This is a genomic window from Flavilitoribacter nigricans DSM 23189 = NBRC 102662, assembly GCF_002646595.1.
In the GTDB taxonomy this organism is placed as follows: domain Bacteria; phylum Bacteroidota; class Bacteroidia; order Chitinophagales; family Saprospiraceae; genus Flavilitoribacter; species Flavilitoribacter nigricans.
The window spans coordinates 1-15,348 of sequence record NZ_PDUD01000037.1 but is presented as its reverse complement, the minus strand read 5'-3'; the positions used below and the strand labels follow the sequence as shown (position 1 = coordinate 15,348).

9 protein-coding genes are annotated in these 15,348 nt (G+C 51.2%); 3 read left to right on the top strand and 6 right to left on the bottom strand.

From position 1 onward, the window contains the following. Nucleotides 1-369 precede the first annotated feature (369 nt). Nucleotides 370-1,587 carry a serpin family protein gene (locus tag CRP01_RS30385; RefSeq protein ID WP_170110608.1) on the bottom strand — a complete coding sequence of 406 codons (1,218 nt, stop codon included), beginning with the start codon at nucleotides 1,585-1,587 and terminating at the stop codon, nucleotides 370-372. A gap of 707 nt (nucleotides 1,588-2,294) precedes the next feature. On the opposite strand from CRP01_RS30385, the gene CRP01_RS30380 reads away from it, so the two are divergent. Further along, nucleotides 2,295-5,354: a SusC/RagA family TonB-linked outer membrane protein gene (locus CRP01_RS30380; protein WP_222845837.1), complete on the top strand. Its 3,060-nt coding sequence runs from the start codon at nucleotides 2,295-2,297 to the stop codon at nucleotides 5,352-5,354. Nucleotides 5,355-5,364: 10 nt separating this feature from the next. Beyond that, nucleotides 5,365-7,113, top strand: coding sequence for a RagB/SusD family nutrient uptake outer membrane protein (locus CRP01_RS30375; RefSeq protein WP_099153838.1), 1,749 nt, complete (start codon nucleotides 5,365-5,367; stop codon nucleotides 7,111-7,113). A 216-nt stretch (nucleotides 7,114-7,329) separates the two neighbouring features. Here CRP01_RS30375 and CRP01_RS30370 read toward each other — a convergent pair whose 3' ends face one another. From CRP01_RS30370 to CRP01_RS30350, 5 genes are all read right to left on the bottom strand, one after another. After that, entirely contained in the window at nucleotides 7,330-8,637 is a 1,308-nt protein-coding gene (locus CRP01_RS30370; protein ID WP_099153837.1) for an endonuclease/exonuclease/phosphatase family protein, read from the bottom strand. A gap of 50 nt (nucleotides 8,638-8,687) precedes the next feature. Then, nucleotides 8,688-9,239: a hypothetical protein gene (locus CRP01_RS30365; RefSeq protein WP_099153836.1), complete on the bottom strand. Its 552-nt coding sequence runs from the start codon at nucleotides 9,237-9,239 to the stop codon at nucleotides 8,688-8,690. A gap of 32 nt (nucleotides 9,240-9,271) precedes the next feature. Further along, nucleotides 9,272-10,276, bottom strand: a complete 1,005-nt coding sequence (locus CRP01_RS30360; protein ID WP_099153835.1) for a lipase family protein — start codon at nucleotides 10,274-10,276, stop codon at nucleotides 9,272-9,274. Between the two features lie 12 nt (nucleotides 10,277-10,288). Then, nucleotides 10,289-12,010, bottom strand: coding sequence for a hypothetical protein (locus CRP01_RS30355; RefSeq protein WP_143473592.1), 1,722 nt, complete (start codon nucleotides 12,008-12,010; stop codon nucleotides 10,289-10,291). A gap of 311 nt (nucleotides 12,011-12,321) precedes the next feature. Beyond that, the gene (locus tag CRP01_RS30350) at nucleotides 12,322-14,772 is read right to left on the bottom strand and encodes a histidine kinase (protein WP_170110607.1); all 2,451 of its coding nucleotides are present in this window, start codon (nucleotides 14,770-14,772) and stop codon (nucleotides 12,322-12,324) included. A 245-nt stretch (nucleotides 14,773-15,017) separates the two neighbouring features. Here CRP01_RS30350 and CRP01_RS30345 point away from each other — a divergent pair, with 245 nt between their 5' ends. Further along, nucleotides 15,018-15,200: a hypothetical protein gene (locus CRP01_RS30345; protein ID WP_099153832.1), complete on the top strand. Its 183-nt coding sequence runs from the start codon at nucleotides 15,018-15,020 to the stop codon at nucleotides 15,198-15,200. Nucleotides 15,201-15,348: the final 148 nt, after the last annotated feature.

Genomic DNA, 15,348 nt, shown 5'->3' with positions numbered 1-15,348 from the left:
GTCTTTTTCGGAACTGTTAAATGACCGGCAAGCGAATGAGCATTTTAGTCTTGCCCCGGTTCTTTTGTTCAAGAACTTAACGACATGGACAAAATTAGAGGGTGTCGGTATAATTCGATAAAATAACGGCGCGAAAATGCTGCCTCCTCGTTGCACGGAGCAACAAAAGTTGCTCTATTGGTTGCACGGAAGGTCTAGATGGCAGAAAACCAGTTCTTTGGGAAGCGGTCAGAATGGTAGGAAGTTAGGATCGGGAGTCATACTGAAATTTCGGACATTTGGATCTGAGATACGTTATCAGTGTCCAAATGTCCGAAAGTCCATTATTGGTGGATGGGTAAAAAATGAGTCGGTCCGGTTCAGCAAAGGCTACTGTTCCGACGTCGGATCTTCGATCTTGCCGACGAAGATGGGCGTTTTAGTGGCCTTGTGCAGCAGCACCGTTAAGAACGGCCGGTTGAATTTGATGCTGGGCGGCAGAGAGGTAGCTGCAATACCCACGCTGGTGACGGCCGCTCCTTCCGCTCCTTTTTCATCGATCTTTAAAAAGGTCTTGTGTTCCACCCGGGAGATATACAGATTGCCGGTAGCAGTGCCCAGATTGGAAAAATCTGCCTCCATGGGATCAAAGGCGATTTCCATTCCCATCGCTTTCAGCACATCATTCAACTGGATCTTATAGTTGATCTTAAACTTGGGCAGTTGGAGGTCCAGCCGTCCCGTGATCGCCTGGGTGTTGAAGCGGTCCACCAGATCGTCGTAGGCCAGGGAGGCGATGAACTGATCGATATCCTGATCAGCCGGAGGCAGCACGAACCACATCGCCAGACTGGTATCCGCAAACGTACAGGATACCCCTTTGAAATCCGTCCCGTCGTAATATTTGAACTGACTATCCTGATACATGGTCGGCACCATGATCTCCCGCCCGTCGCTCGTGGTGAAGGGGCGATCGGAAGTCTGATCGGGATCGAAAGGTTTATCCCAGTCGCCGATGAAATAAAGCGCATTGATCAGGAACATCACCTCTTCGGGATTCAGTTCTTCGAGTATTTTTTCGATCCGTCCCTCCGTTTCCTCATTGACCCAGGCGTTGATCTTATTCAGCACGGCATCCGGATTGTTCCGGAAGTCCTCTGCAAAGGTTTCGGCCTCGTAAAAAGCGGTCAGTTTAGCCAGAAAGCTCTCCGCGGGATCTACCCGGTTCTCATCCCAGAATACGGCGTTGGCCGATGACAGGCGCACCCCTTCCCGGGTGTTTTCGAGCAATTCGGCCAGTTGACGGTAGGCCGCATTGAGGCTATCCACGGAAATGCCGTTCAATTTCAGGGTTTCGTTCATGGCGGACCGGGTCTCCCCATCGGCCCCATTATAGGTCATGTATAGCGCTGCGGCAATACTGAGCGGGGAGATCACGGTATTGCTCGTTTCATTGGCGCGTTGTAGGGTCTGTTGCACTACCTCCCATCCAAATGATCCGAGCGGATAGGTCACAAGTTCGGGTTCCACGTCACCGGTTCCGGGATCAGTAGTTCCGGGGATGACTTCATCCGTTATATTACACCCCAATAGGGTTAAAACGGTCATTAGACAAAAAATTTGGATCGCTTTCATATTGATTTCTTTATCGGTTTCTAAATAGAGAGACGTATTTATCTCTTAAAAGCGTTGGGCTCCCTTAATGTTCGACCGGCTACGGGATCCATCGAACGGGCGGTGCCATAGATCGAACCCGGGGAGTACCTGCTATCCGGCGCAGCGCGATCCCCATTTTACGACCAGTCTGGACCTTGATTATGAATTTCTGATACTTTTGTTTACATTTACTTAACATTGGATCGACCAATTGTTATTCCGCAACATTGTGCATTATTAGAATAAAATTTCAAATTCAAATCTTACATTTTAGTTAACACAGGATCGCATCCAAATTAACATTGCCAACCTAGTTTTGGGCGATTTTTAGATCTCATGACCTATCAAATTTGAGCACAAGGCCTGACAACAGTCCCAGGTAGTTTGTGGCCGCATGTATTTTCCACAAGTTTTATCGGGTTGTCGAAAAACCGGCAACAGCGCAAGTAAGGAATGGAAATTTCCACTATGCGTCCATGGATTTCTATGGCTTTTAGGTCGTAACCTCCGATGCCCACGGGCCTCGAAAACAATACTTTATGAAACGAATGCCTAACAAAAAGCACCTATGCAGCTTTTCCCGGGCCCACCTTTCTGGTGCAGCCTTTGGAAAGCATCCAATTATTTCAATCAAAAACAGATCATTTACACCTGCACAAATGAATTTAAAGTACATTATAAGTTTCCTTTTCCTGATGTGCCTGATGTCCGACGTCATGGCCTTCAGTCCGGAAAGCAACAACAGTTTTCCTTATTCCAGCTGGAGCCCCGGCAACGGGCCTTCCCTGGCGACCATCATGAACATACCGCCACCTGCGGTAAAACCTATCGACGGCGTCATCACCGATGAGGATGGCGAGCCGCTGGCCGGTGCAACCGTCCAGGTAAGAGGCACCGAAGTCGGTACCATTACGGATATAGACGGCCGGTTTTCTCTCTCCGCCGACGAAGGAGCCGTACTAGTGGTCTCCTATCTGGGTTACGTCACCCAGGAAGTAGTCGTGGGCAGCGAATCGAGCCTGGAGATAAAAATGGCATCCGACGCCACCGTTTTGGAAGATGTGGTCGTCATTGCCTACGGTTCGCAAAAAAAGGAAGACGTGACCGGAGCCGTCGGCTCGGTAAACAGCGAAGATTTCAACCGCGGCGTCGTGGTCAACCCCGGGCAACTCCTGCAGGGTAAAGTAGCGGGCGTGAACGTGTCTTCCGTAAGCGGGGAGCCCGGAGCTGCCCAAAACGTGATCATCCGCGGGGTGGGCAGTTTGCGGTCCGGAACCACACCACTCTACGTGATCGACGGTTTTGTGATCGATAATGCTTCCACTGGAGTAGCGACCAATCCGCTGAACTTTATCAGCCCCCAGGATATCGAGTCGATCAACGTCCTGAAAGATGCTTCGGCTACTGCCCTGTACGGGGCCAGAGCCGCCAACGGGGTAGTCGTGATCACTACCCGGAAAGGCCAGACCGGAAGAACCGAAATGAACCTTTCCGTCTCTACCGCCTGGTCTTCCCTGGCCAATAAAATAGATGTATTCAGCGCCGATGAATTTCGTCGGCAGGTGCCCGCTGCCGGCGGTACGCTGTTTGACGGCGGCGGCAATACGGATTGGCAGGACGAACTGACCCAGACCGGCATCTCCAACCGGGTGCACTTATCCATGGGCGGTGCCGCCAGTGAGAAGTTCGGCTATTTCATCTCGGCGGGATACGATAAGCAGGAAGGTATCTTCAACAACAGCACGCTGGAGCGTTACTCCGGCCGGGTGAACCTGAACCAGACCGCGATCAACGGCCGCCTGAAGATCGATTACAATCTTACCGGCGCCCGGACGTTCAACGCACGGCCCGATGCCGGTTCGATGGCACTGGACATGTTGCGGCTGAACCCGACCATTCCCAGTAAAACGGGTAACGATGCGACCCTCCTGGACGGGATTCTCAACCCGCTGGCCCGGAATCAGATCTACAAGGACGAGGCCAGCAACAACCGCATCCTGGCCAATATTTCTCCATCATTTGAGATTGCCCGGGGATTTAGCTATAAATTGAATCTTGGGGTAGATTATTCCAATACGGACCGGATCATCCAGCTGAACCCCTACGCCCTGCTGGAAGGCCTGGACCTCGGCTCGCTGACCTCCATCACCGCCAAAAACAACAATAATCTGGTAGAGAACACTTTTACCTACCTGTTTGAGCAGGGTGAGCACGGAGTAACCCTCCTGGCGGGGCATTCCTACCAGAAGACCTTCGAACAACAGAAAGTATTCTCCCTGACCGGTTTTGCCAACAACGGTATAGAACCCGTCTACCAGGATCAGATCAGTACCCAGGAGCAACCCACCAACTATTCGGCCTATGCCATCGAAAACGAACTGCAGTCCTTTTTCGGTAGGGTCAACTATAACTTTGCCAGTAAATACCTGGTGACCCTGACCATGCGGGCGGACGGATCCTCCAAGTTCGGGGAGAACAACAAATACGGCTACTTCCCATCGCTGGCCCTGGGCTGGAACCTCAGCAACGAAGATTTCATGGCGGGCGGCGCGTTCGACAACCTGAAACTGCGGGCCAGCTGGGGACAGACCGGTAACCAGGAGATTCCCTCCAAGATCACGCAGGCAAGTTTTACCGAAAGTAAAGCGAACAACGATACCTACCCGCTGGATCCCAACGCCAGCACGCTGGATGATTATCCCTACGGTTCCATCTTTACCCGTTTGGCCAATCCGGACATTCAGTGGGAAGTATCCACCCAAACCAATATCGGGGTGGATTTCGGCCTGTTCGACTACCGCCTGACCGGTACCCTGGACTATTTCGACAAGCGTTCGGAGAACGTACTGCTGGAAGTAGTCCCGGCGGATCCGATCCAACCTACTGCCACCTACTGGACCAACGTGCCGGATATGGTGATCAAGAACTCCGGTTTCGAGCTGACGCTGGACTACAACAGCGGCGACCGGAGCGCTTTCACCTACAACATCGGCGGTAACCTGGCCTATACAGATAATAAGGTGGAAAATTCTCCCTTTGCGGTACTGACTACCGGTGCGGCCCAGGGCGCGGGGCAGACGGGCGCTACGATTAACGGTTACCTGAACGGCTACGCCATCGGTTCTTTCTATATGAAGGAGTTTGCGGGTATCGGTGAGGATGGCCTGAACCGCTTCAAGGACCAGAACGGCGACGGACAGGTGCTGGAAAACGACCGGATCGTTGTGGGCAGCGCACTGCCCGATCTGCTGTATGCCTTTTATGTAAACTTTGGGTATAAGCAGTTAGACCTGCGGTTCAACTTCAACGGCGTAGCGGGCAACGAGATCTACAACCACACCGCGATGTCGATTTTTAACCGGGGTAATCTGGCTTCTTCCTTCAATACTACCGACTTTGCGGTCGAGTACGATAACGAAGCAATTACCAACTCCAATGAAGTTTCCACACGCTATCTGGAAGACGGCAGCTTCCTGCGGCTGAATAATGCCACCATATCCTATACACTGCTTCCCGCGGACCTGGGCGTAGGCGACTGGTTTTCCAGCGTAAAGATCTCCCTTACCGGGCAAAATCTGTTCACCTTTACCAATTATTCCGGTTTCGATCCGGAGGTGAATACCGGCAGCTCGATCAGCGGCATTCAGACTTTCGGGATAGACCGTTTTACCTATCCCACCGCAAGAACCATATTGTTAGGCCTAAACGTAGCATTTTAAACTTACTATCATGAATAAAAAGATCATCACCATAATCGGTCTCGGCGCTTTTCTGTTCTTTCACATGAGCTGTACCGATCTCGAAGAAATCGTACTCGACGAATCCCTTACCGGCTCGGGCCTGGCCGAAACGGTCAGCGGGGCCATTGCACCGGCCTACGGTCAGGTATCCTGGACGTGGAGACACACCAACTATTACGGATTGCAGCTCATCCCCTCCGATGAAGCCATCCTCCCCTACCGCGGGGGAACGGACTGGTTCGACGGCGGTAAATTCCTGGATGCGCACCGGCACACCATCACTCCGGGTAACGATCTGGTGGGCAGTTCCTGGAATGAACTGACCAAAAACATTTCGAGAGCCATTTCCGCGATCGAAGTTTTAACGCCACTGGCCGATAACGGAGATAACGAAGCAGCCGGTGCCCTGTACGAAATGAAAGCCCTGCGGGCGTACCTGAATATGCTGACCCTGGATAGTTGGGGGCTTGTTTTCGCCAAAGACCGCTCGGATGAACTGTCGCAGGTACTTCGGGGCGACGAAGCGATCGCCTATATCCGGGATGAACTCCTCTCGGTAGTCGACCTGATCAATACGGATAAAGGGCCCGGTCGCCTGACCCAGGGAGCCGTTTGGGGCTTTCTGGCCAGATTGCACCTGAACGCCGCGGTTTACCGGGATCCCTACGGTACACCCAACTTCACGCAGGTGGACATGGACAAAGTGATCGAGTATACGACCAATATCATCAACTCGGGGCAGTACCAGTTGTCTCCGGAATACTTTGCGCTTTTCAACGACGAGAATAACTCCAACAAAGAGTTGATCTTCGCGCTGGACCAACGCGGGGTATTGAACCGGGAACACAGCCGCTGGGCCTACTGGTCGATCGCCGGTTCCATGTTTCCCCGCCCTGAATTCCCGAGTGCCGACGGAACGGACGGCCCGGCTATCACTTCTGACTTTTACCAGACCTGGGTAGATGCCTACGGTGATACGGACCCCGCCGAGGCGGACGCCCGTTTTTACCAGCGAAATACGCTGGTTCCGGAGCAGATCCAGGACCTGACCGGATTGTCGCCACTTAACGATGAAGAGAATTATTACTGCGTAGTTCCGGAGGAATTCGAAATGGACCGGGGTATTCTCCGAGGCATCCAATGGGGTCCCAGAAAGGGCTCGGACGGCCAGTTCATAACCTGCGACGGCGGTGTCCGGATCTATCCCGTGAAGCAGGTCAAAGGCAATGGTCCGGATAAGGATGTCGGTTACGTCAATCACGTACTGCAGGTGGATTTCACCAATGAAGGCAGATTGCACAATACCGGTTACCGCGCTTCCAAGTATCAGTTCAGCCGCACTTCACCGAACGGCAACAACTTCAGCAGCGTAGACCTGGTGTTGATGAGACTCGCCGAGATCTACCTGATGCGCGCCGAAGCCAGACTGAGAAACGGTGATACCGCCGGAGCCCTGGAGGATGTCAACACCGTCCGTACCTCCCGGACGGCACGTCCGGAACAAACTCCGGCCGCACTGTCGGAGATCGATCTGGATATCCTGTTTCGGGAACGCGGATTTGAATTGTATTGGGAAGGTTTCCGCCGGGGAGATCAGATCCGTTTTGGCAAATACGAAGACACCTGGACCGAAAAGACGGATCGGGATGTCAACAAGCGTCTGTTCCCGATCCCGCAGAGTGCGATTGATGGGGCGTCGAATGTGGAAGGATTTTTGGTGCAGAATGCCGGTTATTAACGGCAATAAATTACCGATCTACCTATTCCGGTAGAACTTCCTACGGACAAATAGGCTTAAAGCGCCTATCCAAAACTTATTTTATGCCGAAAAGGACAAAAGTGGGTTTGGGATAGGCGCTTTTTCATTAAGTCGATCTTATCTAGAGCTCCCTGAGCGGAGCACTGCCTGCCGGGTCAAAATGCAGCAACACCTGGCTTAGCCTCGCAGGGAAGTTCATATTTTTCTTGAAACAATCAACGTGGTTTCGAGCCCAAGGTGATCGGACAGATAAAACATCTCTCCACCGGAACCTTCCCGGGTGAAATTCACCCGACGGGGCCGGGTAAAATCAAGATTAAGCGAGTGGGCTTCACTGGGGCGCTCGACAAAAATATAGTCCAGACGACTGCGGTTGGGGTCCCGTTGCGGGATCAAATCATTACAGCGATGTCCGTCCAGGGTACAGATAGTCTCGCCGTGCTCCCGGTATACATATGATTCATCATCTCCCATGTAAGTAGCTCCCGGTAATACGTTCCCGTCTGCATCAAATCCTCTTTGCGGCCAGAGATCATAGAGATTGACTCGTTCCATTTCCTCGACCAATGCCTGGTACCGCGGTTCCTCCAGATTGAAGCCGTCCCGGTTGAAATCCCCCACCAGAATTGCGATGTGTTCCGGTTGCTTATGGGCCTGAATAAACTCCCGGAGTTCCCGGTATTGATCGGTTTTTACCCGATCCCGATCTTCCTCAGTAAGCGTTTCATCCAACAGGCTGCCGCCGCTGTGGATATGGGTACAATACAGTTCGATGTTTCCACCGGAAAAGGGAATAACTACTCTTAAAACCCCTTTTGAGGCCCAGAAGTCCGCATCTTTAGTAGCTTCTCCTTTACTTTCGAACACATGGGTCGCTGCCGACGTGAACGGAATATCGCGGCCCATCAGAAAAAGTCCACTGCTTTGGGTGGTCCCTTTAAGTGTAGGGCGGAGTAGATGTCCGAATGGGCCCAATAAATTTGCAAACGGTTTCAAAAAACTCCCGGCCACAGGAAGATGTTGCAGCGTATGGCGGATCGTATCCCACAACATGGGTGGTATCGGCACTTCAATATCAATAAGTTCGGCGGGACCTGCCACCGTAGTCAGGGATCCATCAGGCCAGGGGCGTCGCAATGCCTGCTGTTCGCTTTCCCGGAATACCTCGCACAGGGCTGCTATATCATATTCCTCGCGTTGGATGGCGCGGGCGATCTCTTCCCGGCGCGAATCGATTTCGGGTATTGCTCCGATCGGTGCCGGTTCAATATCAGGAAGGAAGGCATCCCCTAATTTACCGATGGAATACTCTACTCCCGGCAACAAGTAAGTATTGTAAAACAGCATTTTTTTGCTCACGGATCCGTGGTGACGATCCATAATTTCCCGCAAGGACGGAACACCAGTAGCATCCACCCAACGATGCAGGGCCAGCAGGCCCCTTAGCGTTCTGGGCGGCAGGAGCTCGTCCATTTTCTCGGCAATTTCGCGTACACTGTGCATGATGACGGTTTTGGTTAAGCAAGGTTGTTAGGAAAACTGCAGCGGCCTATTTATGCATTGCGAAGGCGTTGTACTTCCCGTTCTAAGTCCTTGATCTTTTCCGCCATTTCCTTAATTACTTCCACCAGAGATCGGGGGGCGATTGAAGTGGGACGGGAGGGATTTAACCGTCCCGGTAGATTTATACCGGATAGCGGGCCGCCGCTGCTGCCGCCTGTGGAAGAGGTCTCCAAACCCAAATCGTATAGTCGGATATCTTTCGCGGTGATCCGGCCATCAAAGCCGGCCGAACCCTTTACGGTCATGCCGCCCTTTACGTCGAGGCCACTCTCGGCCTTGAAGGTATCGGTAGCCCGGATACGCCCTTCGAGGATGGGATTGATGATCTTGCCGTTGTTGACGGTCACGCCGCCCGGATAATCGCTACCGTAGTTGATCGTGAGGCCGTCATTATGATCGTGTACGAGCGCCCGCCGGGGACCGCTGGGATTTTCGGGACCGCGTCTGGCCTGACGATCGAGCATCAGGTCATGACCACGAAACTTGAGGTAATCTCCTTCAAGAACCAGGTATACACCGTCCAGTTTAATGTCGCTTTGCATAATAAAAGGTTTTAGTTAAGGTATTTGGTAAATTAAAAATGCCGGGTCAGGAAGACGCGCAAAGATGACTCGGGATCGATGGCTTCCGAGACAAAAATGTTGTCCATTATAGCGCGAAGAGACCCATTTCCCGGGCCGGGGATAATCCCGTCGCGTACTAATCTCCCGGCTGTTTCTCTCCAAGTAAGGATTGGGTTGAAAATTGCTACCAATCGATTTTTCTCTTCCGGGCTCAACAATTGCCAGATCCGTAATTTATAGCGATTGATAGCATGATCGGTATAGTCCGTTGTTGGCAAATGTTCATCCACAGGATCTACGTGATCCAGGTGAATGGTTCGATGGGGCCAATCAACGTAATTAACCCTACCGACAGAAGTCCAAATCGGACTGAGCGGAATAATTATCGGGACCTGTATCGTGAAAGGTAGCCGGGGCGCGGGATCGTTGGTATTCACCCATCGTTCGGCCAGTTCGGTCAGACCGGCGGCTGCGGCGCTTGCTTTCCAAATCAATCCGCCCACCCGGGGGGCGCCGTACGTTATTACTCCCTGTGGCGCCCGTCCGAGGGTGCACAAGCGGAAACTTGCCAACTGAGCGATCGCTCCGCCTAAACTATGTCCGGTCACCCATACCGCGCGATCGCGACCGGCAGTTTCTACCTCTTCCGCTACGACGTTCATGACGGCCAGGGTAGCATGGGCAAAACCACTGTGTACTTTAGTCCCAAAAAAAATCCCCTGGGCCGCTAAGCCATCATTTAAAAGATCAAGGATATTCCTGATTTCCGTGGTATCGGTTTCGGTGCCGCGAAAAGCAAACAGTAAAATATCGTCCCCTTCGATAAGCGTGCACTCCGTATCCGTAGGATGCGGAGCGGGGTTGGGTGCTCCAATCCACCGTCTTTCCTTTAGGCCCCAGGCTAATAGTCGTAGGCTACGTTCCTCGGCTTCGGCTTCGTACGCCAATTGCGCCATTCCCGCTAACAGGAAAGCACGCAGGCGGACTTCTTCGTTAAGTAATGCAGCGGTTATCATGTCGCGAAGAGATCAGGGCTTAATCACGCACATTCCGGCCCGTACGGGTTGAATCAACGTACCGTCAGGTAAAATGTATGCCGGGGCCATCGCAATGCGATAATTCATGCCGCGGCCGAGGAAGACCTCTTTTACCTTGCGGCCCGTTTCGAAGTCGATATACGTCATGGCGTATTCGGCGCGAACGCGGTCCGAGGGCAACTGAACCGTACCGTATAATAAACCGGTAGCCGTTGACAGGCGAATCGTCGCTGTGGAGGCAAAATCCTCGTTAAACCAGCATTCCTTCACATATTCATTTTCGGGTCCGGAACGGGGATCCCATTCGATATATGGATAGCTCTGACGATCAGGAAATAAGTCGTACCGGGCCAGGCCCGGAGTCAAACCTTCCATATTTTCATCCATCGCCGGAGCATTGTGCCAGTTTTGGACGACTACGCTATCTTCGTAAGCGACTACGGTATTTTCATTCGCGCTGAGGTTAGGGTGGAATAAGGGGATTTTATACAATGGCCGACCCTCTTCGCGGGTGTACACCATTAAATTGACCCGTCCGTCGGCATTATCGGTAATAGCGATGAGGTCGTCTTTCTTTCCGAATAAAGTCGGCGTAGAGCCGGAACCAAATTTGGAAAGCACTCCCGGTTTTTCCCGGTCTTTGCTGGAGCGCTCGTAGGCGGTACGCCAGTTTTGTCGAATCCGGCCGGAACGATCGAGCGTAAATTTATATAGCGCCCAATCCGTTGCAATATATACGCCATCCTGATCTATGGCCATACCATTCTGAATAACTTCGTGGCGGATCTCAGATTCGATGGCCGGATTAATTTTATCCAGGAAAGCAATGGCGTCCACTACGCTTCCCGTATCATCGACAAAAGCTAAAAAGGAAGGTATCTGCTCACTGTCTTTTCCTAAACCCATTACCCAGTAACCCGTATCAAAGGTCGGGATCACCTGGGCTATTCCATGGTTCGCAGCTGCTTCACTCAGGAAGGGTGACAGTCCCTCGCGAATATTCCAGGATCGTTCTACCACTAAATGGTTCTCAGGATCTTTTTTTACAAATTCAATCCGGGTGCCGTCTTTGACAATGATCACCCTTCCCTCATGATCCATGACGAAATACCCCAGATTGATTGGGAGATCATCCGTTCCCATTACGCTGGAAAGAAATTCTACGATGAAATGTTCATCGTGTTTTTTAAACTCCTCATCAAATAAGGCCAGTTTAAATATGACGTTTGCATCTACTATATCAGCAAGGCTTATCCCTTCTGCAACAATTTGACCTACTATATTGGCTATATCTCCGACAAGTCCCCGACCTACAACTTCCCCTACGATTATTTCACTCAGGTTTCCTCCGAATCCATACGTATTACCGTGCTCATCCTGCATGAAATTTAAGCAAGTCCCCAGGAATAAGCCGTGTCGGGAAAGTTCACTCGTGGAATCCGTCCCAGACGAATCAGGTGTGCGCCAGTTTACCACCGATGAGTTGTAATGATCGAAATGGATAGCGGGCAACGGCGACAGGCGGGGATGGGGAGCAATACGTTTGGGAGGCAGGGCAAAATCACCGTATTCCGTAGCGATTCCCTGTAATTGATCCCTTAACGACCAGACCGCAGAGTCATGGCCTAAGCGTATAAACAGATCGGAACGAACAGCAACGTCAATATCCAGACCGAGATGGCTGAAAACAACATTTCTAGTACTTATAGCCACAGTGTATCATTTTAGGGGTTAATAGATCTTTGGGCATTTTTGGGAATTATTAATTGGGCTGCAAACGCCACCAAGAAAAAATCCCAAACACACTTACTTTCTTCAGAGACCTCCAACATCCTAGCGTTTGCCGACATCCCACTGAAAGTCAGGGGCCAGACCAGGATACAGGTTCTCAAAGCAGTGTTCCATTTTGTTTACTGAAAGATGGGCATATCGTTCGGAAGTTCCCAGCGCAAGTGAGTATTCAACGTCTTTCGTGATTAACTGCCGGTAAGACCTTCTAAGTCTCGGAGACTTAGAAGGTCTGCCTACCCGCCCAAACTCAATTCCACCCGCGTCCCGGCAGCCCGGCCATTGGTCATCTTGTCGACGATGTTCACCATAAAACTGCTGTGGTACAATTGTCGGTTCACCTGCAGGCGATCCAGAATGAGCCGGGTACCGAAGGAGCGGTGCTGCCCGGATCGCTGGAGGTTCAGGGTGGCCGACTGGGTCCGCCCGATACCGTTATCCTCCACAATGCAGATGATCCCCTCCCCTTGCGGGTGTACGATCAGTTTGACTTCCCGTTCACCATCCTTGTGCATCAGACCGTGCCAGATTGCGTTCTCCAGGAAGGGTTGCAGGATCATCGGAGGCACTTTAAAAAAGCTGGTATCTACAGCCCGATCCACTTCAACCGTATAGATAAAAGATCCCTCGAAACGTAACCGTTCCATTTCGATGTACAATTTTGACATCTCCAGCTCCTCCGCTAGACTGATCTGTTTTTCTTCAGAATGCTGCAGCACCCGACGGATGAATTTGGAAAATAGCGTCAGATAGTGGATCGCCTGTTTGTGGGCAGCCTCCTGGATCAGACCTTTGATGGCATTCAGACAGTTGAAAATGAAATGGGGGTTCATCTGCGCGCGCAGGGCCTTGCTTTCGATCTGAAGCAGTTCGTTTTGCAGCTTGATCTTTTGCTGGGCGGCCTGCGACCTTTCCATCTGCATGCTTTTGAAGCGGGCGCCGACGATCAGACCGAACAGGACCAGTGTACCGAACAGTCCCAAAAGAAAGAAGGTGAACTTTTCATAATAGTAGAGCCTGTTCAGTTTAAACAAGAAATTATACAATATCGGGAGTAAAACCGGTAGCAAAGCCACTAAAAAGTAGCCGCTCAGAGGGATGTTCTTCCGGTAGGCCCACAGCCCGGCAATTATGATATAGAGGGCCATTACCGGATTGAGCCACACCCTTACGCTATTGGCGTAGCAGCCAAAGCAGATATCATCACTGGGCCGGCCCGTCATCCAAAAGCGAAAGAAATCCAACACAAAGAGCAGACTGAGTACCAGATAGGCGACAATCATCACATTGGCGATCCGATGGAACCGGGGTGAATGGCTTTTAAGATCCAATACGATCTGGGAGAATTTTAAAAGTCCAAAAACCGTCAGAGCCGGGGCGAGGATAGATAAGGGATCATCAAGCATCTTTGGAATGGATAATACCGATGGTGTAAACCTAAAAAGCACAGGGTCTTCCAAACCCAAAAAAGCCAAAAGGATGCACCCCAGTATTCCCAAAACATAGTAGAATAACAGCCGGTCGCGAAAGAGCAATAGCTGCAGGAAGGAGTAGATTAAAAAGAAAAGAAAACCTCCCAGCATCAGATATTTGTACATGGTCTTTTGCTGCTCCCTACGAAGATCATCCGGGTGGATATCGACCATACTTCCATTGATCGCATAGGTATTATCCTGATTGCGGGCAGCATAGCGCACATAGAGAATTATGCTGTCCTGCGGCGGTACGGAAAAAGAAAAAGCTTCCTGGCTATTGGCATCGGGTGTTGCTTCGTATCGACGGTAGTTCCCTTGCGCATCGGGCAGGAAATAGCTTATCTGTTTCCAGCGGGTGTCCAGATACGCCAGGGTTCTGGTCCGCTCGAAGGTATCGGTATTGACCACCCGCAGCCGTACCCAATGACAGGTATCGTAGGGGAAATCCTTCAGCTTGTAGCCGCTTAAATACGAGCCCTTGTCCCAGTCATCCAATACGCTATCCAGACCCTGCCGGCAACTGGCATCCGAGTAAAATTCCAGGTACGGTTGCAAGTCAACCATGCGAACCTCATTGTGGATGCCCGGGGCTTTTCTTTTCGGTAGCTCCTGCAGTACGTAAGCATTTTCCGGATGGACAAGGGATGCCGGATCTATCCGGTAAACGGAAACGGGAAATTTGGGCGGTTGCCGCCAGCAGTAAGAGCAGTCGCCGTAGGTATTATCCACGCGGATATAAACGGTCCAAATAGTATCGGCCGGCAGGTAAACCCAAAAATAAGAACCCGGACGGCGGACGGCTTTTTCGGCCGGCCTTCTCCTAAATCCCGATCGCTGATGGATCAGTGAGTCCCCGCTTTCGTAATAGATATCCACCAGATTGTGATCTTCGGAAAGTTTGCCGACAGAAAATAAAAAGGAGTCCCGTTCCGGGGATTGCAATTGCAGGCTCACCCAAAATACCTTTCGAAGATCCTTCTGGGAGCGGGTCGTGTTCGGTCCGAAGGCATGCTCTTTAGTCAGGATATCCCGGTAGGTCCATTGCCCGTTCGGATCTTCCAGCACCCGGGTATACTGGTACAGATCGTTAGCGTGTTCCCGCTCGGCCTTAAGCCCCTCGAAGTTTACAGTAAGCCGATACACCGGCGAGGATTGGGCAATCACAAAAGTTATGCGGAAAGTAAGGGCAATAATGAGGATCCCGGTTCTCATAGAAGTGTTCAGTTCTATTTCCTGAAAGATAGGCATATCAGGTGGGAAATTCCCAGCGCAAATGAGTATTCAACGTAGGCGGTGATTAACCGCCGGGAATCGCCTAAATCCCTGAATCTGCGAAGAATAAATGGTGCTCAACTTAAAATACTAAGGAATACCCCCTGATAATAATTACCGGTAGTATCCACTCCTTTCTCCTCCTAATTTTGAACCCATCAACCAACAACAAAAAACTTTTGATCATGAAACCTACTCCTACCCAAGATTCTTCCTTTGTATTTACCAGTGCCTTTCTGATCCTGATGTCCGTATTGCTGCTCCTGGCGTTTCCGCTGCTTCGATCGGCAGTGGAATTGATCCAGGCTACTATTGGGGATTTTTTAGCCGCTTTTGGTGCTGAGCTGGGGCGGAGTTATGGGCGGTAGAGGCAATTAAGACCTTCTAAGTCTTCGAGACTTACGGTATGCACACATTTTGTGTAAGTTCTTTGACAAGATTGCTACCTGAATAAATAATATCCTTCGAGGATGTTATAGAAGCGGTTTAAGCCTCTAATAAAAGTAATGGGCCCTG

Bases quoted from the DNA above. Each gene is read 5' to 3' on its own strand.
- CRP01_RS30365 (WP_099153836.1), bottom strand. From the start codon at position 9,239: ATGCAAAGCGACATTAAACTGGACGGTGTATACCTGGTTCTTGAAGGA.
- CRP01_RS30385 (WP_170110608.1), bottom strand. From the start codon at position 1,587: ATGACCGTTTTAACCCTATTGGGGTGTAATATAACGGATGAAGTCATC.
- CRP01_RS30375 (WP_099153838.1), top strand. From the start codon at position 5,365: ATGAATAAAAAGATCATCACCATAATCGGTCTCGGCGCTTTTCTGTTC.
- CRP01_RS30345 (WP_099153832.1), top strand. From the start codon at position 15,018: ATGAAACCTACTCCTACCCAAGATTCTTCCTTTGTATTTACCAGTGCC.
- CRP01_RS30370 (WP_099153837.1), bottom strand. From the start codon at position 8,637: ATGCACAGTGTACGCGAAATTGCCGAGAAAATGGACGAGCTCCTGCCG.
- CRP01_RS30380 (WP_222845837.1), top strand. From the start codon at position 2,295: ATGAATTTAAAGTACATTATAAGTTTCCTTTTCCTGATGTGCCTGATG.
- CRP01_RS30350 (WP_170110607.1), bottom strand. From the start codon at position 14,772: ATGAGAACCGGGATCCTCATTATTGCCCTTACTTTCCGCATAACTTTT.
- CRP01_RS30360 (WP_099153835.1), bottom strand. From the start codon at position 10,276: ATGATAACCGCTGCATTACTTAACGAAGAAGTCCGCCTGCGTGCTTTC.